At 44.3% G+C, this 20993-nt stretch carries 18 protein-coding genes and 1 tRNA gene; 8 read left to right on the plus strand and 11 right to left on the minus strand.

The features are described 5' to 3' along the window. Window positions 1–395 precede the first annotated feature (395 nt). From AM228_RS08855 to AM228_RS08865, 3 genes are all read left to right on the plus strand, one after another. Window positions 396–2006, plus strand: coding sequence for an ATP-binding protein (locus AM228_RS08855; RefSeq protein ID WP_054465762.1), 1611 nt, complete (start codon window positions 396–398; stop codon window positions 2004–2006). A gap of 763 nt (window positions 2007–2769) precedes the next feature. Continuing rightward, on the plus strand, window positions 2770–3210 hold the full coding sequence (locus AM228_RS08860; RefSeq protein WP_231636712.1) for a response regulator: 441 nt from the start codon (window positions 2770–2772) through the stop codon (window positions 3208–3210). Between the two features lie 881 nt (window positions 3211–4091). Further along, window positions 4092–5927 carry an EAL domain-containing response regulator gene (locus AM228_RS08865; protein WP_054465764.1) on the plus strand — a complete coding sequence of 612 codons (1836 nt, stop codon included), beginning with the start codon at window positions 4092–4094 and terminating at the stop codon, window positions 5925–5927. A 148-nt stretch (window positions 5928–6075) separates the two neighbouring features. Here AM228_RS08865 and AM228_RS08870 read toward each other — a convergent pair. The 3 genes from AM228_RS08870 to AM228_RS08880 all read right to left on the minus strand — a co-directional run bounded on the left by AM228_RS08870 (window position 6076) and on the right by AM228_RS08880 (window position 8040). Next, window positions 6076–6149, minus strand: a tRNA-Met gene (locus AM228_RS08870). A gap of 198 nt (window positions 6150–6347) precedes the next feature. After that, on the minus strand, window positions 6348–7301 hold the full coding sequence (locus AM228_RS08875) for an asparaginase (RefSeq protein WP_054465765.1): 954 nt from the start codon (window positions 7299–7301) through the stop codon (window positions 6348–6350). Window positions 7302–7398: 97 nt separating this feature from the next. Continuing rightward, window positions 7399–8040, minus strand: coding sequence for a triacylglycerol lipase (locus AM228_RS08880; RefSeq protein ID WP_054465766.1), 642 nt, complete (start codon window positions 8038–8040; stop codon window positions 7399–7401). Window positions 8041–8508: 468 nt separating this feature from the next. Between AM228_RS08880 and AM228_RS36090 the strand changes: the two genes are divergently transcribed. The 3 genes from AM228_RS36090 to AM228_RS08890 all read left to right on the plus strand — a co-directional run bounded on the left by AM228_RS36090 (window position 8509) and on the right by AM228_RS08890 (window position 10077). Continuing rightward, window positions 8509–8886 carry a hypothetical protein gene (locus tag AM228_RS36090; protein WP_255353170.1) on the plus strand — a complete coding sequence of 126 codons (378 nt, stop codon included), beginning with the start codon at window positions 8509–8511 and terminating at the stop codon, window positions 8884–8886. 58 nt (window positions 8887–8944) lie between these two features. Beyond that, window positions 8945–9127 carry a hypothetical protein gene (locus tag AM228_RS36095; protein ID WP_255353172.1) on the plus strand — a complete coding sequence of 61 codons (183 nt, stop codon included), beginning with the start codon at window positions 8945–8947 and terminating at the stop codon, window positions 9125–9127. A 443-nt stretch (window positions 9128–9570) separates the two neighbouring features. After that, a complete protein-coding gene (locus AM228_RS08890) occupies window positions 9571–10077 on the plus strand; it encodes a YdcF family protein (protein WP_231636718.1) in 507 nt (168 codons plus the stop codon). 644 nt (window positions 10078–10721) lie between these two features. On the opposite strand, the gene AM228_RS08895 is transcribed toward AM228_RS08890, so the two are convergent. From AM228_RS08895 to plsX, 4 genes are all read right to left on the minus strand, one after another. Continuing rightward, window positions 10722–11384 carry a 1-acyl-sn-glycerol-3-phosphate acyltransferase gene (locus AM228_RS08895; RefSeq protein WP_054465768.1) on the minus strand — a complete coding sequence of 221 codons (663 nt, stop codon included), beginning with the start codon at window positions 11382–11384 and terminating at the stop codon, window positions 10722–10724. Window positions 11385–11486: 102 nt separating this feature from the next. Next, entirely contained in the window at window positions 11487–12377 is an 891-nt protein-coding gene (gene fabD / locus AM228_RS08900; protein WP_054465769.1) for an ACP S-malonyltransferase, read from the minus strand. A gap of 188 nt (window positions 12378–12565) precedes the next feature. Beyond that, window positions 12566–13576, minus strand: coding sequence for a beta-ketoacyl-ACP synthase III (locus AM228_RS08905; RefSeq protein ID WP_054465770.1), 1011 nt, complete (start codon window positions 13574–13576; stop codon window positions 12566–12568). A gap of 84 nt (window positions 13577–13660) precedes the next feature. Beyond that, window positions 13661–14698, minus strand: coding sequence for a phosphate acyltransferase PlsX (plsX, locus tag AM228_RS08910; RefSeq protein WP_072160723.1), 1038 nt, complete (start codon window positions 14696–14698; stop codon window positions 13661–13663). 214 nt (window positions 14699–14912) lie between these two features. On the opposite strand from plsX, the gene AM228_RS08915 reads away from it, so the two are divergent. Together AM228_RS08915 and AM228_RS32190 are read left to right on the plus strand one after the other, a co-directional pair. Continuing rightward, window positions 14913–16298, plus strand: a complete 1386-nt coding sequence (locus AM228_RS08915) for a D-alanyl-D-alanine carboxypeptidase (protein ID WP_054465772.1) — start codon at window positions 14913–14915, stop codon at window positions 16296–16298. A 43-nt stretch (window positions 16299–16341) separates the two neighbouring features. Beyond that, entirely contained in the window at window positions 16342–16557 is a 216-nt protein-coding gene (locus AM228_RS32190) for a hypothetical protein (protein ID WP_156331644.1), read from the plus strand. A 165-nt stretch (window positions 16558–16722) separates the two neighbouring features. Here AM228_RS32190 and AM228_RS08920 read toward each other — a convergent pair whose 3' ends face one another. The 4 genes from AM228_RS08920 to AM228_RS29505 all read right to left on the minus strand — a co-directional run bounded on the left by AM228_RS08920 (window position 16723) and on the right by AM228_RS29505 (window position 20992). Then, entirely contained in the window at window positions 16723–17238 is a 516-nt protein-coding gene (locus AM228_RS08920; RefSeq protein WP_054465773.1) for a hypothetical protein, read from the minus strand. Window positions 17239–17360: 122 nt separating this feature from the next. Beyond that, complete coding sequence (locus tag AM228_RS08925) at window positions 17361–19133, minus strand: DUF4157 domain-containing protein (RefSeq protein ID WP_054465774.1); 1773 nt, start codon at window positions 19131–19133, stop codon at window positions 17361–17363. A gap of 226 nt (window positions 19134–19359) precedes the next feature. Then, window positions 19360–19539, minus strand: a complete 180-nt coding sequence (locus tag AM228_RS32195; protein ID WP_156331645.1) for a hypothetical protein — start codon at window positions 19537–19539, stop codon at window positions 19360–19362. Between the two features lie 112 nt (window positions 19540–19651). Next, window positions 19652–20992: a YbjN domain-containing protein gene (locus AM228_RS29505; RefSeq protein ID WP_072160724.1), complete on the minus strand. Its 1341-nt coding sequence runs from the start codon at window positions 20990–20992 to the stop codon at window positions 19652–19654. Between the last annotated feature and the right edge of the window lies 1 nt (window position 20993).

Below are 20993 nucleotides of genomic sequence, written 5' to 3' on the forward strand. Positions count from 1 at the left end.
TTTACCGATACCTTTGCCGATCTAGGAATTAATGAAAAAATTTTAACCTGGTAATTCCGAGGATTTTGTGTATTCCAGGAAACATTTCTTCGATGCCATGTTGTCTCTATTAATACTTAATTTAAGTTATTTTATTTGAGCAAAAAAATTATTAAAAAAATCAGGGCTATCTTATCTATAATATAGTTTTGATGTTAAATTTTAGGTACGTTGAGATTTACTGGCCATAACCATAAAGCCATTGGCTCTCATTTATAGAATAATTTATTCAAATTGGTCAATTTATGCCCCTAAAAATACCGTAATGTTTTAGCCATTTTTTTAAACCAATTTTTCCAGGAAATTTTGCCCAAAAACATTGCGGCAAGCTTTCAGTTGTATTAAGGCTGATCTCTATGATGGCGAAACCAGATCAAGATTCAGAGCAAAATTACGAAATAGAACCACAGCAGTTGCTACCTTATCAACAGTTTTTATCCTCTATCCCAGCGGCGATCGCCTGGGTGGACTATGAAGGCAAGATTTTGGCAGTCACTCAGCTTTGGCTCAAGGATTATAACCTAGAACATGACGAAACTATCAGTCAAGTTTACGAGCGATTACCAATTTTACTCCCGCCCAATTGGGTTGTGATTAAAGAACGATGTTTAGCTGGGGAAACTTTAACCAGTGAAATTGCCGAATGGGTGAAAGCCGATGGCAGTATTTATTCGGTAATTTGGCAAATGTGTCCTTGGTACGATCGCACTGGTGAAATTGCGGGATTAATCATCCAAAGCACTTGTTTACCTATCAAAAAGTTAACGAATTTGCCCAGAAACACCCAAGGGATCGTCACTCAAGAATCTAAATCATTATTAGCCAAAGAGCGATCGCTTCTGGAAGCGGTTTTGCGATATATGCCCGTGGGCGCGATCGTGGCGGAAGCCCCTTCTGGGCGCTTAATTTGGCGCAACCAACAAGCCAAACAAATTTCTGGCACTCTTTTTTCTGGCAATCTTTTTTTAGATACCACAAACATTGAGGACTATTCTCACTGGCGGGGTTTTCACCCAGATGGAAGTTTGTATCAACCGCAAGAATGGCCGATTATCCGTTCCATTACCACGGGAGAAGCGATCAAAGCCGAAGAAATTGTCATTGAATATGAGGATCGAACTCTCGGAACTTTGCTGATGAGTTCCGCCCCGATTCGCCATCTCGATGGCACGATTATTGGCGGGGTTTCTATGTTTTGGGACATTACCGAACGCAAACAAACGGAACAAAAAATTATAAACATTAACCAGGAGTTAGAACAGCGGGTTCAAGAACGCACCGCCCAACTGGAAGCTACTAATAGAGAACTCGAAGCATTTTCCTATTCGGTTTCTCACGATTTGCGGGCTCCTCTGCGGGGCATTGATGGATTTAGCAAGGCTTTGCTCATGTTTTATCAAGATCAATTAGATGAACGGGCAAAACATTATTTAAACCGGATTAGAGCGAATAGCTTGCGGATGGGAGAATTGATTGACGATTTGTTGAGTCTTTCACGACTTACCCGGAGTCAGATGCAGCGGACTCAAGTGGATTTAAGTGCGATCGCCTCAGAAATTATGGCCGATTTATGCCAAAATGCCCCCGAAAGAAATGTTAAATTTAGCAGCACTCCAGGACTGATCGCTATAGGGGACACGCGACTGTTGCGAATTGTTCTGGAAAATTTACTCAATAATGCTTGGAAGTACACCTGCCGACAACCCAAAGCAGAAATTTCATTTGGCGCGATCGAAAATTATCATGGAAAATTAGCCTATTTTGTTAAAGATAACGGCGCCGGATTTGATATGAGCTCTGCCAACAAATTATTTGGCGCTTTTCAGCGGCTCCATTCTGAGGAGGAATTTCCCGGTACTGGTATCGGACTAGCCACGGTGAAGCGGATTATCCACAAACATGGCGGGCAAGTTTGGGCGGAAAGTGCGGTGAATCAAGGGGCTACTTTTTATTTTACCTTATCCTAGCCGGACGCGATCGCCTGACCCATTCGTGAATTTACGACCAGCAATTCTTCATGCTTCGATTAAATATCACCACGATGGGTTAGCCCTGGAAATTGCTGGCTCCTAGATCCAGCCGCGAATACGCAATTTTACTGAAAAAAAATTACGCCACTTAGCGGTACACCGAGAATTTCGCGCCCAGTTGACATCCAATGGTGAATTGGCGGAGAAAACACTGAGCCATGAAGGTTTTATGTCATAACTTTATCAAAACTTTATGAAAGTTTATCAAAGTTTTCTCGATCGATCTGTAAAAATATAGAGGCTTTTCAGCCAAGAATGAATCTTTGGCAGAATTGTCTTAATTTAAATTCATAAAAAAATCATAAATCTAATTAAAAATACTGAGTGATCCCTATCACAGACTATCTCTAGGTTGGCTCACTATTTTTGGTTTGATTTATCACGGATTTGCTGTCTCTGCGATCGCTGCCTAAAGAGAGTTTTTTTCGGAAAATTAAGCTAATGATTCAACGTTAATTAATTCCTGACATTATTCTGAAAATATTGTCCCTGAAAATTCTGGTTAAAATGGCGATATTACTTTTATTGTCGCCCAAAAAAATTCTGAGTCATTCTTACTTATAATTGTTACATTTTTTAATAAAATCTTCACCTCAGCCAGTCACAAATAATTGTCAATCGGCTAAATTAGCCTTCAACCGTGGATGACTGACTAGATGGTTTTTACAAAACTTCACATCGTTTCCAGGTAAATATGACCATGAGACCGACCATTTTGTTGGTAGAAGATAACCCCGATGATTGTGAATTAGCTGAATTAGCTTTTCAAGAAAGTGGTTTATTGCCGGAAGTCGCGATCGCTCGTAATGGGGAGGAAGCACTCAATTATTTATTTGCTCAAAATGAGTCTGGTTCATGCGATCGTCCAGTCATCCCTTCCCTCGTGTTACTGGATTTAAAACTCCCCAAAATCAGTGGTTTTGAAGTATTGCGCCGTTTGCGGGCGAACCCTGACACCCAATTTGTGCCGGTGGTGGTGATGACCACCTCTGGGGAACCCGAAGATTTGATTAATAGTTATCATCTAGGATGTAATAGTTATATTCGCAAACCCGTTGATTTTACTCAGTTTCAAGCAACAATTCGGCAATTAGCGATTTATTGGTTAATTTTCAATGAAGCGCCCATACCTTCCACTTAATGGATCTAGAAAATCTAACATTTGGCTTCGCCGCCTTGACTAATTGGTTAAGCGTTATTGGTTGTTTGGGATGGTTATTGGTTATTAGTTATTTGTTATTATATGTCATAACTAGCTGATAACAAATAAATAATAACAATCATATAAAGAAGAAACCTTATTTTGCTCCAGCCAGAATCTTTATTTCTTTGGCTGAATTTATTTTAAGTATTATTTAATGATTACCGATTAAAATAGATAGATGGCGGATTCTGAACAGAATCCGCCATCTATCTCCACAGCTTTAACTATTCAATTAACCCTCTATGACAAAATTCTATGACATCGGGTTATTGATGTAATCAGTCAACTCAGTTAATCTTGAGGAAACCTTGAAAGAATATTGATTGTATAAGTAAATTTACTGTGATATCATACTTGTTGAAAGAAACTATAGAGAACCGAAAAAAATTAATAAAAATTTAATAATTATTAATTTAAACGAATCAATACCCAAACTTAACGAATCGTCGGTAATCTATATCTGGAAATCAGGGGATGCGATCGAACATATTGAAGAGCCAAATCTCAACAACAAAAAGCTAATTTGAATTGCTTTAGCCATCTCATAAGTAAATCTTACCAGTTAAATCTGATCCGTTAAATCCGATCAAATTTAAGGGATCGGTTAAATCTGACCATTGAATATAGTGATCTGTGACACAGTTTTTTTGGTACGGATCTGTCTAGATTGAAGTTCAGTATAATTTTTGGCTATTCGTCTCAAATCGCCGATGATTCTGTCAAGGAAAGGTTAAGGTGCCATCTTAACTAAATGTTTCCTGTTAATGTTTCCTGTTAATGTTTCCTGCTAATGTTTCCTGATATTATCGAAAATTGATATGCTTAAGTCTCTGAGAGTTTTGATTCTAGAAGATTCACCAGATGATGCTGAATTGCTGACGATCGCGCTTCAGCAAGGTGGATATGACTTGATTTATGAACGGGTGGATAATGCGACGGCAATGACCAAAGCCCTGAAAATGCAGCAGTGGGATATTGTTCTGGCTGACTATTCTATGCCCCACCTCAATGTATTTTCGGCCTTGCGATTATTGCGCGAACGAGAACTAGATGTTCCGTTTATTATTATATCCGGCAAGGTGAGCGAGGAAATCGTTGTGGCGGCGATGAAAGCCGGAGCCCATGATTGTATGTTAAAAGATAAGCTGACTCGACTGGTTCCCGTGATCGATCGGGAGCTAAAAGAAGCAGAACTGCGAGCCGAACGCCGACAGGCGATCGCCAAATTAGAGTATTTAACTTTATACGACGACCTCACAGGTTTACCCAACACAACTTTATTTTTGGAACACCTGAGTCAATTAATTAAGCAGCAGCAAACGTCGGCTATTTGTAACGTTATTCCTCTACATTATTATGCCGATCAATCTGATGAATTAGACATCCCTCCCGAATTAGACAATCAGCCAAATCAGCCTGCGGGTGGCTTTGCTATCTTATATCTTGATTTAGACCGTTATCAAATTATTAAATATAGCCTCGGTCATCGGCTGGCAGATCAATTGGTAGCAGCGACCGCACGTCGGTTAAAAACTTGTCTGGAAAATGACATAGAAATTGCCCGGATTGGCGTTGATGAATTTGCAATTTTACTGCCTAATATTCAAGAGGTTAGTGAGGCGATCGCCGTCGCCGAGCGGATTCATCAAGCGATGGAAGCGCCTTTTCAACTGAGCGTTCGCCCAATGGTCTTTTCTACCGCCAGTATTGGCATTGTAATGAGCCATATCGGTTATCAAACCCCAGAGAAATTTCTCACAGCAGCGGATACGGCGATGCACCATGCCAAACTCCACGGACAGGGAAAAACCGCGCTATTTGACCCACAAATGCAAAGCAGCGCGATTGAATCGCTTCAGTTACAAGTCGAGCTACAAAATGCCATTCAATTAGAAAAACTCCATTTAAATTATCAGCCGATTGTTTGCTTAAAAACCGGAAAAGTTAAAGGTTTTGAAGCTTTATTGCGCTGGAAACATCCCCGTTTGGGAATGATTTCTCCTGGAAAGTTTATTCCTATGGCGGAACAAACCGGATTGATTATTCCCCTGGGTAAATGGGTGTTAACGGAAGTATGCCGCCAGTTAAATTTATGGCAAAAAAAATTCCCTATTGCTGAATCAATGACGATTAGTGTCAATCTTTCGGCAATTCAACTGGCTAACCCCGATTGGTTATTAGAAATTGATGATTTTCTAGCCGGATATTCTTTAAAAGGAGCCAACCTCAAGTTGGAAATTACTGAAACTGTGTTAATGGAGAACGCCGCACGCGCTACGGCAATTTTAGAACAGTTAAAAGCGAAACAGATTCAAGTCTCGATTGATGATTTTGGCACCGGCTATTCTTCTTTAAGTTATCTCCATTATTTACCGATTGATACCCTGAAAATTGACCGTTCTTTCGTGAGTAATATGGAAGTACATTCCAAAAATTTCACTCTGGTTAAATCAATTGTGACTTTAGCGCATAGTCTGGGATTGGATGTGATTGCGGAAGGGGTGGAAACCCCTAAACAAATGGCAATTTTGCGATCGCTCGGTTGTGAATATGGACAAGGCTATTTATTTTATCGGCCAATGGATCCAGAGGCGATCGATTTTTTATTGAACAATTTACCCGATCAAAGCGATCGCAGGCAAAAGTCTTCTTGACTTGATTTTTCCCCTTTCTACTTAGAATCCCCCGTTTCTTAGCGGCGGAGTATCAAATCGTATTACGATGGCGATTCAACAAAACCAGAAGCATAGGATATTAAATAAAAACCCTTATAAGCATTAGCCTATAAGGGTTTAAGTAAAATGGCGGGAGGCGGATTTGAACCACCGACCTTCGGGTTATGAGCCCGACGAGCTACCAGACTGCTCTATCCCGCGTTGCCTTCACTATTATAACCACACTTTGATTTAAATTGCAACCCCTAATTAAAAAAACTTTTGTCCCAAATAACAAATAACCAATAATAAATATTCAATAATAAGTATTTAATATCAAATAAGCCCGCCAAAGCGGACTTATTTGATCCAGAGACAAGTTTTAAACTGTCGCCAGGGGGAGCGAAAATACCCGATGACTTAGACCATAGACAATTCGCCAAAGGTATCTAACCGGGTAAAATTGGTCAGATTAATATACTTGTCCGAAAGAGTTTCGGCGATCGTTGGGGTAATCCAGCCCAACTGTTTCAGCAAGTGAATCGCCACGGCTCGTTTAGCGCGTTTGCCGCCATCAAGGACTTTAATTGCCAATCCCAGCCCCGATCTTGCTTGACCAATACATTGAATTCCTTCAGCCCCAGATTTGCTGACCAATTCTCCTTGAGTCAACTGCATCAGTTCTGTGTCAAATTCTCCCTCTCCAGAGACTAAACCGGCGTAAATGGTCATAGCGCGGATAATCCGTTCCATCTCCAAATTTTCCCCAGAGGTGAGTTGAGCATATAAAGTGGCCATTTGTGCCAGTTCCATCAGATAAGTTGGGGCGCCGCAGTCATCGTAAGCGGAGATAAACTCTTCCGCAGGCATCCGCAACAGTTCGGCAATTTTGCTTAATATCAAGCGTTGCACCGGATGATTGCGTTGCAGATAAGTGTTAATTGCCCAATTACGCTGCTGACAAACCGCTAACATTCCCGCGTGTTTCCCAGAACAACCATGTTCCAAGGGACTACTTTTCCCAGGAGGAATGGGACATTGCAGGGCTGAGGGTTCGAGTTCGCAGCACCAGAGGATATGAAACGCTTGCCGTGATTGCTCAATAGAACCTTTGTGAGAACTACAAATAATCGCTAAGTCACGATCGCTCAGGTCATAGCGTTCCAATGTGCCGGTAGAAGTCACTGCCAGGGCTTGAAATGGTTTGAGTGCGGAGCGAACAAAGGCAGTGGTTTGAGCATTACCTGCCACGGAAAGCACCCGTCCTCGGTGATCGCAAACTACGGCTTCAACCTGATGAACGGATTCGACAATCCCTTCTCGCAATAGCTGAACTTTAATTGCTGTTGATTTTGTCGTTTTTGCCATAGTCATTAGTTTAGTAATGTTTTATTTACTATATTGGCGTTTCTGAAGCGCAAAGATAATTTTTGCCTTGTTTGCCTGATAATCTGCTACTATCATACGTTGGCTAGGCATAAATCGATGATACATCTCGTGCGCCGCTAGAGCGCCGCTCAACCGAAAGCACTTGAGCCACGGTTTCCAAACAGCAGCGATCGCTCACCATCCAACGATGCACTGGCACAGGCAGCACAATTTCTTCTCCCACAGGCATTTTGGAACTACTCGCGGGCACAATCATCAGATCGTAAGGAGTCCAGATCGAAGTAAACTGCAATCGGCTCAAAATTTCCACCGCATCCCCATTCAAGTCTTGCAGAAAATCACTCCCAGGACGCATTTGCATCACCCCTTTCAACGGCAGAGAATAAGCCGTGATGGTCCCATGATGAGGCGCAGAAATCGTAATATATCGCTGCACTCGTTCCACACCCCCAAGTCTTTGGACATAGTAGCGAGTCACGAGTCCCCCCATACTAAAACCCACTAAATCAAACATATCATCAGGTCTAAAGGTGCGATCGACTTTCGCTGCGACCTGTTGCGCCAAAGTTTCCAGAGGGGCTGCCCCAGTATTGGGTCTGAGATTTAGGGTATGCAAAGTCCAACCCTGATTTTGCAGATAATCACATAGACGGCAGAAAATTTTCTCTTTGTCCCAAATCCCATGAACCAAGAGTACAGGATTTTGAGTATTGCGGCTATTCATGGCGACTCCGATGCAAAAACGAATCAATTAACCAATCAACTAATCAGCTAATCAACTAATCAACTAATCAATTGCGATCGCAGCTTACACCCGATCGCCGGATCCGGTTCCGGGGCTGGGGACAGAATTTCAACCGAACACCGATTCCCATCGATGGATTTATCAACGCGGAAATCTCTCTCAGAGTCAAAGATTCAGGTCAAAATCCTGCTTTGTTGCCGTAAAGGTCTGCTATGATCTAAAAATGCGTGGGGCTGTGGCTCAGATGGATAGAGCAAGCGCCTCCTGAATCATCGGGCACCCTGGGGGAAACTTCAGGAGTGAATGTGGTCAAATTCAAGAAAGCCTAAAGATGTGTTGAGAGGAATCCCAGATGACTCTAAGTCACAAATAAGGTAATCTTGAGCCAAGCTCTACCCAATAAAGGTAGAGAAGGTGCAGAGACTGGTTTGCGGGAGCGAAATTTAGATGGACTATTATGTCTCATCAAAAGTAGAGAAACGCGGGGTTTTAGTGGGAATGTTGTTGGGAAATGCGTATAAAAGACAAAACAACTTTTATATTCAACACCCAGCTTTTCAAGAAGATTACGTCCTCTTTAAACAGCGACTTCTGGAACAGATTACCCAAAAACCCGTTAGCCTGTATAGTCGGTTCACGAAAAAGGGCGCTCGTCTCCTCTGTTTAGAACCCAAGTTAATCCCTTTAATTAGGGTATTGGTCAAAAAGCGATTTCCTGGAGGCACTCAAAAAATAACCAGAGAGTTTTTAAACTTATTAACTCTGCCAGGAATTGCCTTATGGTTCTTAGACAAAGGAAGTAAATCGTTCAAAAAAAAACGGTAAAATTCATAGCTTAGAAATAACCTTAAATACCCAAATTTCTCAGGCAGAAAATGAGCTAATTATCGCTTATTTTTCCGAAGTTTGGGAAATAAACTGGGGGTTAACTAAAGGGAAAAACTTTTACCGTCTACGCATGGGAACCAAGGCAGGGAAAGAATTTCTTGAACGAATTCGGCCTTATGTCCCGGAAACGATGCTCTACAAAGTAGAAACCTCCTCAAACGTAACGGCCACCACCTAACGGCTGTTAGCATAAGGTGAAGGAATAGTCCAGAGAGAGGGGAAACTCTCACGAATCTGAAGCGCTAGGTCGCCGGTTCAAATCCGGCCAGTCCCGTCCAAACAAGGCTTAAATAAGCGTTAAATTTTCCGGTGGAAATTGATTTTCCTTTGCTAAACTTAAAGCGATGTCTAGCGAACAGGCATCGCTTTGGTTTATCATGCAGCCCGGATAGGGTCTTTCGCATTCCCTTGAAAATCTTGGCGATTCTCCCATTGCCTTACAACTAAAGTTTCAGTGCCAATGCGAAAGCCCTGACGCCAAAAAAAGGATCCTACCTTTCTCTAATTGAAAATCTACCCAACTCCCGAATCGATATGAGGCTCTGTTTGACTTCCAGAAAAAGACGTACTCAAAAGTTTTCTATGCGGAAGACTTTCTGGTGGTTACTCATAGGATTCTTAATGGCGTTATGGTTGCATTATCAACCCTTCAAAAGTCCCTCGCCTCCAGAAGCATTGTTAGTTTTGGGAGGGGCGATCGAACGGGAAGAATTTGCTGCTAAATTTGCCTTAGAACACCCAGAATTAGAGATTTGGGTTTCTGGAGGCAGTAATGAAGAATATGCCGAATGGCTGTTTGCCAACGAGGGAATCGATCTAAATCGAGTCCATCTAGATTATCAAGCGGTGGATACGGTGACAAACTTTACGACGGTGGTGGATCAACTCAAGTCCCAAGGGGTTGAATCGGTTTATTTGGTGACATCCGATGACCACATGTTGCGGGCACGAGTGATTGGGGAGATTGTTTTGGGGAGTCGAGGGATTAAATTTCAGCCCTTACCTGTTCCTTCGGGGCGATCGCCTGAACCCATAGAAAAAGTCATTCGGGATGGGGTGCGATCGGTGTTGTGGGTGACAACCGGATATACCGGATCGAGTTTGGCTAACCGCAAGGAACCAAGTTAATATTCGTTGTTGGTTGTTGGTTGTTGGTTGGTGGTTGTTGGTTGGAGAAAGGGGAACAGTTATCAGGAGCCACTGCGATCTTGGGGTCTCCCCAAGTCTAGCAAGTGGCGTGGAACGGGGAAGGTGAAAAGTGAAAAGTTAAAAGTTAAAAGTGGTAGGGGCGAATGGCCATATAGCCTGACGGATTATGCTTCGCAAGGACGCCCGTACAAAAGTGGTAAGGGCGAATGGCCATATAGCCTGACGGATTATGCTTCGCAAGGACGCCCGTACAAAAGAAGTATCACTATTTACTATTTACTATTTACTATTCACTATTCACTATTCACTATTCACCACTGTTGCCTGTTGCCTGTTCCCTATTCACTATTCCCTATTCACTATTCCCTATTCCCTATTCCCTATTCCCTATTCACTATTCACCACTGTTGCCTGTTGCCTGTTGCCTGTTGCCTGTTGCCTGTTGCCTGTTGCCTGTTGCCTGTTCCCTGTTCCCTGTTCACTATTCACTATTCACTATTCACCACTGTTGCCTGTTCCCTGTTGCCTGTTCCCTGTTGCCTGTTCCCTGATAACTATTGGTTGGTTGTTGTTTAATTCGCCGAATAACCAATAACCAATAACCAACAAATAATAACAATTTCTTATCGTCCCAAATCAAGCATCGCATTAATAGCTTCAGTGCAATGATTGGTGACTCTTTCTAATTCTTCGCGATCGCTCGAACTCGGTGGCTCCATAAGTTCGCCAATTCTAATAGTAACGGGTACAGGTTTGGGCAAAAGCGATCCCTTTTTCACAATGGCTTGAGTCCCCCACAAACTCACCGGCAGGATGGGGGCTTTCGCTTTCGCCGCAATCAATGCCGCCCCCAGCTTGGGGTCTGTAATCCGACCATCGGGGGTGCGAGTGCCTTGCAAAAATAGCCCCGTTGCCCATCCTTGCTCCAGATATGATAAAGCCGAACGCATCGCACTGCGGTCTGCGGAGCCGCGTTTCACTGGATAAGCTCCATACAAGCGAATGGCATCTTTCAGTACCGGCACCTGAAATAACTCTTCTTTGGCCATAAACGCCACAGGTCGCCGCATACAGTTAGAGACAATCGGCGGATCAAAATCACTGGCATGATTACTGACTACCACCAAAGGGCCGGACTGCGGGACTTTTTCGGCGCCATAAATGCGACCCCGAAAATAGATATGCAGCATGGGGCTAACCACTGACCACTTAAATAAGTGATAAAGGATTAAGCTAGATCGCGGTTCGCGGCCTACAAATTTGGATTTCGGCTGGTCGTGACTCATTGGTGATCTATGGTGATCTATGGTGATCTATGATTTACATGACAAAGGCAGTGATGGGGCAGCGATCGGGGGATATTACAAGGCGATCGCTTGCGGCTTGGTTTAAGATAAGCTCGGCAATAAATCTGCCACCCGGTGAATATTCTTCAAAGCGATATCGGGACAAGTCCGCTTAATCAAACCCGTCAGGGCATTACCCGGCCCAATTTCGATCGCCTCTTCAATGCCTTCTGCCGCCAACTGGAGAGAAGTTTCTCGCCAACGGACTGAACCAGTCATTTGGGCCATCAGTCGGGCTTTTAAAATTTCGGCTTTGGTCGCGGGGGTGGGGTCAACATTAGACAACACCGGCACTTGAGCATCGGTAAATGGCACTGATGCCAAGACTTCGCGGTATTCCGCTTCCGCAGTAGCCATAAACGGGGAGTGAAAAGCGCGGGAAACCTTCAATGTCACCGCTCGCTTAATCTTAATACTGGCTTTAAGTTGTTGGATCGCGGCAGGAGTGCCGGACACCACCACTTGCACGGCGCTATTGTCATTAGCAATAACCACATCAGGAATTTGGGCAATCGCTTGTTCCAGTTCTTCCCGCTGAAAGCCCATCAGAGCATCCATTTGCCCTTCGGGAGCAGTGTTCATTAATTCCGACCGCTGCTTGACTAGGGCTAATCCATCTTCAAAGGAAAAGACCCCAGCCACATACAGGGCTACATATTCTCCCAAGCTGTGACCGGCGACTAACTGGGGCTGATATCCGCGATCGCGCATCAACTGTGCCAGAATGCTTTCAACCACATACAAACAAGGTTGAGTATATGGGGTATAGGATAATTTTTCTTCATTACTTTGGCAGATATCCAAAACCGACCAACCTAGAATATCCTCAGCTTTTTTAAAGAAAGGTTGTGCTTGGGGCAATTCTTGGAGATCCACTCCCATGCCGATCGCCTGAGAACCTTGTCCGGGAAAAACCCATGCTGTTTTAGTCATTTATGTTTATTTTTACTTTACTGTTGTAGAAATCCCTAATAGGAATTAAGAATTTGTTGGTTAAGTTTTGACTGGTAGGGGCGAATGGCCATTCGCCCCTACAGACGGTTAAATTTTCACTGTTCTAATGCCTCCGGCACGCTTCGCGAACGGCAAACGGCTAACAGCCAACGGCCACCGACCAAAAATCAACCCCACTGAAAGATCGCCGCACCCCAGGTTAAACCGGCACCAAAGCCAGCAGAGGCAATAATATCACCGGGTTGCACTTTACCTGATCGCACCGCTTCATCCAGTGCCAAGGGGATAGAAGCCGCCGATGTGTTACCATAAGCTGCCAAATTTGTCAATACCTTATCGCTAGGAATATTTAACCGTTGGGCTACAGCAGCCAGAATCCGCTGATTTGCTTGATGCAGTAGCAGCCAGTCGATTTGGTCAACGGTTAAATTTGCCCTAAACAGAGCTTTTTCCACCACTTCTGGCACCTGCGTCACCGCAAAGCGATAAACTTCTTTACCCGTCATCGCGATGGGCTGATAAGTGCCTTGGCTGACCGAAATGTCATTGACCAGAGTTTTGGGGGTTGAGCAGTAGGGAAGTTGCAGGCATTGATTTTGGCTGCCATCACTGCGGAGTTCAAATCCTAACAAGCGATCGCCGTCCAAAGATGCCCGCATCACCACGGCTCCGGCGCCATCCCCAAACAGGACACAGGTCGTGCGATCTGACCAATCGACCCAGCGCGATAGAATATCTGCACCTACTAAAAGCACATTTTGGTAGGCGCCGGTGCGAATGAACTGGGCGCCTGTCACCAATCCAAACAAAAAGCCCGAACAAGCGGCGGTCAAATCGAAAGCTACCGCTCGCGTCGCTCCGAGGTTAGCTTGAATGGTCGTGGCACTGCCAAATAGGTCATCACCTGTGGAGGTAGCTAAGATAATCAAATCGATGTCTGCTGGTGTAATACCGGCCATAGCGATCGCCTCAACCGCCGCTTCGGTTCCTAGCTGCGCCAGAGAATCTGCTGGTTGAGCGATATGCCGGTTTTGAATGCCGGTGCGAGTTGTAATCCACTCATCGGAAGTTTCGACTATCTGTGAAAGGGCTTCATTATCCAAGGAAACCCCTGGAGTAGCTGAACCGCTGCCGATAATTGCAATCCCTGCCCCTCCAGAATTAAATACCTGTTTCAATGTAAATTCTCCATAAGCATTGGCGTTTCATTCGCGTTAAATATCTATTCGCTATCTATTCGCTGTTAGTCGCCACCACCTGAGTTAATTGCTCACCTCTGATGGGTCGGGGTTTTGATCCCAAACCTTGATTCGGTCTAACACTTGATGGTCAATAGCTTCTTTGGCCAAACGAATGGCACTCTTGATAGAAGGTGCTTGAGAACTGCCGTGGCTAATAATACAAACTCCAGCCACACCCAGCAACAAGCCGCCCCCATGTTCCACATGATCCACCCTTTGCTTAAATCGCCTTAAACTAGGTTTTAAAAGCGTGGCTCCAAGCTTACCTTGCCAGCCAGCGGAAAGTTCTTCTTTTAGGGTTTGCAGGACAATTTCGCCCACGGCTTCAGCGAATTTCAACAAAATATTGCCGACAAAGCCATCGCAGACTATGACATCAAATTTTCCTGTCAGCACATCCCGACCTTCCGCATTACCAATAAAGGTAATTTGGGAGTTTTGTTCGAGGAGTTGATAGGTCTTCAGGCTCTGCTCATTTCCTTTACAAGCTTCTTCGCCAATATTGAGCAGTCCGACTTTCGGTTCGGACATACCTAAGACATATTGGCTGTAAATCGATCCCATCACCGCGAACTGTTCTAAAAATTTCGGGCGGCAGTCTACATTAGCTCCCACATCCAAAATCAGTACAGATTTATTCAACATCGCCGTAGGAAAAACGGCGCCAATGGCCGGGCGATCGATTCCGGGTAAACGTCCTAACCTAAGCAATGCTGCTGCCATTGCCGCACCAGAGTGTCCGGCAGAGACAACCGCATCCGCTTGGTTATTTTTGACTAAATCCATTGCCACTCTAATTGAAGCCTTGGGCTTGCGTTTTAAAGCGGTCAAAGGCTCCTCACCCATCTCCACAACTTCTTCAGCATGAATTATCTGTACTTGAGATGGAGATATATTGGTATGTTGCTTGAGCGCTAGGGAAATCTGATCGCGATCGCCGACCAGCAAAACCTCTACGCCCAATTCTTGCTGGGCTCTAATAGCTCCAGCGACGATTTCGGCAGGGGCATGATCCCCTCCCATAGCATCTACTGCTATTCTTGCGCTAGTCGATCCCATTGATCTTTCGTCATAGAAACCTTAAAAATTCTACCAGAAGGCTTCTACCCAAGCATAAGTATAGTGCTTGATCGACACACCGGAGAAACTATACTTGTTTCCTAGCATCCAAAAAAATGATATGCCCTAGGGAATCCGTCCTGAATTGGTTGTCGGCGTAGGGTAGAGAAAATTCCCTGTCCCTACTTAAAAAATTTTATCGATTATTAGAAAAATGCTGGAGTTATTGAGTTCAGGTTTGATATCTGTATGGTTGGAGTTAAGCGGAGTTCAGATCCGTGAGCAGGATGCTGGGGAATTGTTAATCGGATCGGGGATTCCCGGTTTTGTCTGGGATGAAAAAAAAATGGGGGGAGTGGATTCGCCCACGAATGCCACCTTAGAGGAATATCTCAAAGCATTGGAGGCGAAAGGTGTGCGGCGAGAGAATCAAGGGATTTGGTTGCAGACCACTCAGGGAGAGTTACTGGCTAATCATCAAGGGAATATTCCCCGGTCAGCAGCTTCCATTACTAAGGTGGCGACCTCTTTGGCCGCTTTGTCTACTTGGAAACTGGATCATCAGTTTGAAACCCTGATTGCCGCTAGGGGTCAGGTGGTGGGTGAGGTGTTAGAAGGGGATTTAGTGATTGTCGGTGGGTACGATCCTTTATTTGTTTGGGAAGAGGCGATCGCTCTGGGGAATGCCCTCAACCGCTTGGGAATTCGGCGTGTCACCGGCAATTTGGTGATTACAGGTAATTTTTTGATGAATGGCGAGGATAACGGGCAAAAAAGTGGGGAACTGCTGAAACAAGCATTGAACGCACAACTCTGGTCAGCAGAAATTACCGACACCTATAATCTTATGTCCCGAAATGCTCAAAAAAAACTGGCCGCCCCAGCTACACCCAAACCCCAAGTAGCGATCGCCGGTCAGGTGCTTGTGTCTAAAGAACCCCCGACCGAGACTACTCCCTTAATTCGTCATTATTCCCTGCCCCTGGTAGAACTATTAAAGTTAATGAACATCCACAGCAGTAATACGATGGCGGAGATATTAGCGGACGCCCTGGGGGGAGTGCAAGTAGTCAGAAAAATTGCCGCTGAAGCTGCGGGAGTGCCCCCAGAACAAATTCAACTGATTAACGGGTCTGGGTTGGGTGAAGAAAATCGGATTTCTCCTCGTGCGGCTTGTGGCTTATTTATGGCGATTCAGAATTATTTACGCAGGGATGCCGCCAAACCGGGGAACGCCACAGCGCCCCTGACTCTTGCGGACTTATTTCCCATTGCCGGAACTGATGGCGGCACGATGGAAGACCGCAATATTCCCGCTGGATCCGTGGTTAAAACCGGCACCCTCTGGAATGTGAGTGCCTTAGCCGGAGTTTTACCCACTCGCGATCGCGGTTTAGTCTGGTTTGCCATCCTTAACGGTGGGGGCGATGATATTTGGGGTTTTCGCGATCGACAAGACCAGTTATTGCACCAACTTTTAAAACAATGGGGAATATCCCCGGAACCTTTCCCACAAATTACCCGCAATTATCCCAGCAACCGAGAATTGATTGAAATTGGCGCTCCGAGTCGTAATGAATTGTTGTGGCAAAGGTCTTGATTCAGAAACCGGGTTGATTTTTCAGGGGTAGGGTGGGCAAAATTTGCCCACCCTACTGCTCTCTCATAGAAACCCGGTTTCTTTTCTTGGGGATAAGAATGTGCGATCGCTCACCACCCCAGAAACCGGGTTTCTTCTTGGCAAAAAACAGTTAACGTTGGCATTCACGACAGAAACCCGGTTTCTTTTTTTGAGGGGAAAGAAGCGCGATCGCTCACCACCCCAGAAACCGGGTTTCTTGTTGGCAAAAAACAGTTAACGTTCGCATTCACGACAGAAACCCGGTTTCTTTTTTTGAGGGGAAAGAAGCGCGATCGCGAAGCGTCCCGGAGGCGATCGCATTGGCAAAATTACTTCTTCCTAGAACAATGATTTTCCCAGTGAATTACAATAATTCTGGTAAAAGAATAAAAAAGCGATCGCCCTAATGAAATTTCATAGATTTTACCGCTTCATCAATCACTGGCAAATAGTCATCTTTATCTTCTTGTTTCATTATAGCAATTAAACCACATACTGCTGTATCTAATTGAACAGTTGCCAGATATTGAGTCGCCGGTATTTTTGTCTCCTTCTCAATATAATTTAAAATGTCGATTCTAGCAGAACGAGAATCTATTGTTTCCAATCGTTGATCGATTACTTCAAGATTGGAGCAACTATTTTTAGACTGCTCTAATAACACAACCTCTGACAATTGTAAATAGCTACTATCCGACAATTCTTCGGCTGGAAGCTCAATAATTTTAATTGTAATGGTTGGTGAATATTTCGCTCCTAGAGTCACAACATATACATCACTTGGATACTCTTCGTCTTTGCTTTTATTGTCCTTAAGCCATCCCACAGGCAAAGTAATTAAAACTCCTGTTTCTTCACTGTCAAATTGCAACTTTTGCCTTAAATCACTCTCCATTTTATCACCTTCAATCAATTCCAAATCATCAAAAAATATCTAATTAATCTTTATAAAAATTAGCCAACCAACTCACAAGCGCCCAAGAAATTCTAGTCAGTTTTTTCGGTTTTCTTTTTTCAGGCAAAGGTATTCAACACTACTTATCAGAACCAACCCTTCACCGTTTTCCACAATTTTTTACCACCTGCAATGGTTCCTCCTACGGCAGCACCGCCTAATGCACCGCCTAGAGAGAGAAGTCCACCGCCCAATGCACCAACTCCTCCAGCGGCCATTTTAGCTACACCCTTTGTGTTGTTCCAATTTGTGAAGTCTGTGAACTTTCCACGCTTCCAATCTTCATGTCCGCTTTTTGCCAGGGAAGCTCCACCAAGAGCCAGTTTGCCACCGGGAATTGCGCCTATCCGACCTGCTTCTATCACCTCAGACTTTGTGTTGTAGGGACGGATGGCATTTTGATAAACTTTAATGTCTGCTCTATGTTCACCTTCACCTCCCCCAATATCCCTAGTATTGAGAAGCATGGCTGTATGTGCCGCTGGTGTATAGTTCAAAAAGCCTTTCATAGAATGTTCATAGAAAGTGCCTCTCAAATGTGATCCCCCAGCTAAATCAACAACATCTCCTTTCGCAACATGATGAACAATTTCTGGTCCATTTTGGCCTACAGAATCTACTGCTTGTTGATATTGTGCCGCATTAGGAGCCGCAGATTGGAAAGTGACTAACCTTCTGACATTACCCGGAAACCTTCCAGTGAAATGCTGTGCTAAAGCCCCCCCTAAACTATGTCCAGTTACATCAAGTTTGTTATAACCAAATGTATTTAAAATCTGAACAATGCTGTCAAACTGTTGATCGAGAAATGATTGAAAGCCACCATATCCAGGAGAATTCCAATCTAAGTCTTGCAGGGTGGTTTCCATATCACTGGTTCCTCGAAACGCTAAGATCGGAACTTTACCCGCGTCTCTTCCTTGATTATTTGGCACTAATAGGCCATAATTAACCCCCTTTCCAGCATTTGTAACTTGACCGCTTGGATACCATATAGGCTGAAAACCCTTTTCCTGTAAACTCTCTCGGTCGTCATTGGTTAAATCTTGGTTATAGATGAAATCGTGAGCAATTTTTTCTAAATCAATGTCGGCAGTATTAATCGTTGTATTTCCAGCGGCAACCTCACAAGGATTAATATCTCGTTGAACCCGTTTAAGCGCAACACTGCCACCCTGCTGCACTACATGAGTCAATTCATGGGCTAAGAGTTCTTTGCCCGCAGAACTCCCCGGATCGTATTCCCCCCGTTTAAAAAAGATATTATTCCCAGTGGTAAAAGCACGAGAACTCAAGTCACGATTTAAGGTGTCCGCAGTATTATTGGCATGAATTCTCACCCCACTGAAGTCAGCCCCAAATGCCCCTTCCATTTGGCGGCGAATGGGTGCAGCCAAGGGGACTCCGCTACTTTTGGCTTGGTTGATGCTGCTTTCTAGGCTTGAGGATGCTTGTCCCCCTTCGATCGCTTCCTGACGTTGCACCACCAGCCTGCCAATAGAAGGTGCAGAGAATTGTCTTTGCACAGAACCATCACTTCCATTAGGATTCGGATCTGGAGGCGTGGGGGCACTGATTTGTCGAACGACTTTGCGAGTAATGGTGTCCGCTTCTTGTTCATATTTATCCCCAGGGGCGCCGATCGCGAGTTTTGGCTGAATGGGTGCCGGGGCAGAAACTTGCATCCCCGCAAGGCGATCGCCTTCTATATTTCCTAATTCGACTTTGGTCTGGATTTCTGGTGTAGCGGCTTCCGGTTGGGCTGGTTCCGCAAAGGGACGCGGCTTAAACATTCCCGTTGCGGGAGTTGGGGTGAAATGGGACGATCCTTTTTTCTGAATCTGCTTTCCGGTTGCCATAGCCTAACCTCGCCGAATTGTTGAAGTTAAATCATTTTTTATTTTCCCACAAAATAGCGATCGCTTTCTTAGCCAAAAGTCGATATTTTGTTGATCTTTTGGTTGGGTGGTCAAAATTATCGCACTGGTCCCGGTTTCTTTTCTTGGGGATAAGCGATCGCTGTTAGGTCTCAGAAACCGGGTTTCTTGTTGGCATTTAACAGTAGGGGCGATTCGCGAATCGCCCCTACATATTCACCACAGAAACCCGGTTTCTTTTCTTGGGGGGTAAGAAACGCGATCGCCCACCACCCCAGAAACTGGGTGTCTTGTTGGCATTCAACAGTAGCGGGTCCCGGTTTCTTTTTTTGGGGGGCAAGAAGGCGCGATCGCTCACCACCCCAGAAACCGGGTTTCTTGTTGGCATTTAACAGTAGGGGCGATTCGCGAATCGCCCCTACATATTCAGAACAGAAACCCGGTTTCTTTTCTTGGGGATAAGCGATCGCCTCTCAATTGTGCGATTTATGGGATTGGAGTTAAGATTCGATCGCGGCGATCGCTTCTTCGGGCGACATTTTCCCATTAATTACCGCCATAATCCCCGGCAAATATTTATCGGTGTTCAACAAATTGCTATACACTAACTGCCGAATCATGGGCAAGTTAAGCTGGCAATTTTCTAAGTCTATGCTCGTTTTGTAGCGAATTTCACCCTGATGAAATCCTATTTCAAAGTTGCCAATAATTATCCCGTAATTCGCTCTGGCTAAAAATTCTAACATAACTTGCCGTTTACTCTCTGGCGTTTTCACCGGAAGTAATGAATAGAAAACCAACTGCTGCTCTGCTTCTCTTACTAGAGCGTAGCATTCCCACTCACCATTTTCTCCCTCAAAATATAGATGTAATATTGACTGTCCTGGTAGCTGAGTGCTTGACCAATTTTCTTCTTTAAAAAAACTTATTACCGTCTCGAAAATCGTGCTGGTTTTTTCTAGTTGTTGGAAACTTTTTAAACCAACCCTGGAGAAAGCCGTGCCTCCATCCTTGGCTAACAAACGGCTAGGTCGGTTCGTACCAGATTTGTCAGTTGACTCAGAATCAATATCTTCTTGTAAGGGAGTAGATAGCTGCTCTTGCAATAATTCCTGAAAGAAGGAGGTGATGGATCTGAGCACTTGCTGTGCAGCAATCTCTGGTTGAGAAACGAGAGAGGGGCTAACACTAAAGAGAGTTTCTATTAATTGTGTGGTTGCCTCAACTGTTTTTTGGTCGATCTCTCCATCAGCTTCAGCTAACAGATGACTGGCAGTAGAATCTTTAAAAAAGCTGATAACTGCCTGCTGGAGTAAATCATCTGTATCTTCTGTTATCTCATCTCGGACGAATTTGCTCCAGTCAATATAATCCCAAACAGTACGATAAATTTTTTCTTCCAGAGCTTGTTGCTGCTTGATAGACAAGATCAACCAGCTTTCTGTGGATAAAAGAGAATGAGCAGGCTGTTCCTGACTCAGTGTTTGCAAGTAGGTGGCTACCGTCTTAGCATTGGTAGCACAATTTTCTAGTTCAGATAGCAATTCGGGATGCAGTAGGGTGGTAATTTCTACATCCAGGTCAGAAAAAATGTCTTCGGTCAGTATTGCTTCCTGCAAATCTTGATTGAAATAGAATAAACACCCAGACTTAACCTGTTTATATCCTTCCCAAGACAGCGAGAAATAGAGCAGACATTCAGTAAGCTCATCATAATCGCGTCTCAGAGATATCCCGACAGATTGTATCCTTAATACATTTCCTGACGAATCGTGCAGCACGAGATCGGGAATCAAATGACAACCCTCAGTTTTGACTTTTTTGTTTTTTTGCAGACACATT

This window comes from Planktothricoides sp. SR001, from assembly GCF_001276715.1.
GTDB classification, from domain to species: Bacteria; Cyanobacteriota; Cyanobacteriia; order Cyanobacteriales; family Laspinemataceae; genus Planktothricoides; species Planktothricoides raciborskii.

Bases quoted from the DNA above. Each gene is read 5' to 3' on its own strand.
- plsX (WP_072160723.1), bottom strand. From the start codon at position 14,698: ATGGGATCGACTAGCGCAAGAATAGCAGTAGATGCTATGGGAGGGGAT.
- AM228_RS08855 (WP_054465762.1), top strand. From the start codon at position 396: ATGATGGCGAAACCAGATCAAGATTCAGAGCAAAATTACGAAATAGAA.
- fabD (WP_054465769.1), bottom strand. From the start codon at position 12,377: ATGACTAAAACAGCATGGGTTTTTCCCGGACAAGGTTCTCAGGCGATC.
- AM228_RS08915 (WP_054465772.1), top strand. From the start codon at position 14,913: ATGCTGGAGTTATTGAGTTCAGGTTTGATATCTGTATGGTTGGAGTTA.
- AM228_RS08890 (WP_231636718.1), top strand. From the start codon at position 9,571: ATGGCGTTATGGTTGCATTATCAACCCTTCAAAAGTCCCTCGCCTCCA.
- AM228_RS08925 (WP_054465774.1), bottom strand. From the start codon at position 19,133: ATGGCAACCGGAAAGCAGATTCAGAAAAAAGGATCGTCCCATTTCACC.
- AM228_RS08880 (WP_054465766.1), bottom strand. From the start codon at position 8,040: ATGAATAGCCGCAATACTCAAAATCCTGTACTCTTGGTTCATGGGATT.
- AM228_RS08875 (WP_054465765.1), bottom strand. From the start codon at position 7,301: ATGACTATGGCAAAAACGACAAAATCAACAGCAATTAAAGTTCAGCTA.
- AM228_RS08865 (WP_054465764.1), top strand. From the start codon at position 4,092: ATGCTTAAGTCTCTGAGAGTTTTGATTCTAGAAGATTCACCAGATGAT.
- AM228_RS08860 (WP_231636712.1), top strand. From the start codon at position 2,770: ATGAGACCGACCATTTTGTTGGTAGAAGATAACCCCGATGATTGTGAA.
- AM228_RS36090 (WP_255353170.1), top strand. From the start codon at position 8,509: ATGGACTATTATGTCTCATCAAAAGTAGAGAAACGCGGGGTTTTAGTG.
- AM228_RS32195 (WP_156331645.1), bottom strand. From the start codon at position 19,539: ATGCCAACAAGAAACCCGGTTTCTGGGGTGGTGAGCGATCGCGCCTTC.
- AM228_RS08895 (WP_054465768.1), bottom strand. From the start codon at position 11,384: ATGAGTCACGACCAGCCGAAATCCAAATTTGTAGGCCGCGAACCGCGA.
- AM228_RS29505 (WP_072160724.1), bottom strand. From the start codon at position 20,992: ATGTGTCTGCAAAAAAACAAAAAAGTCAAAACTGAGGGTTGTCATTTG.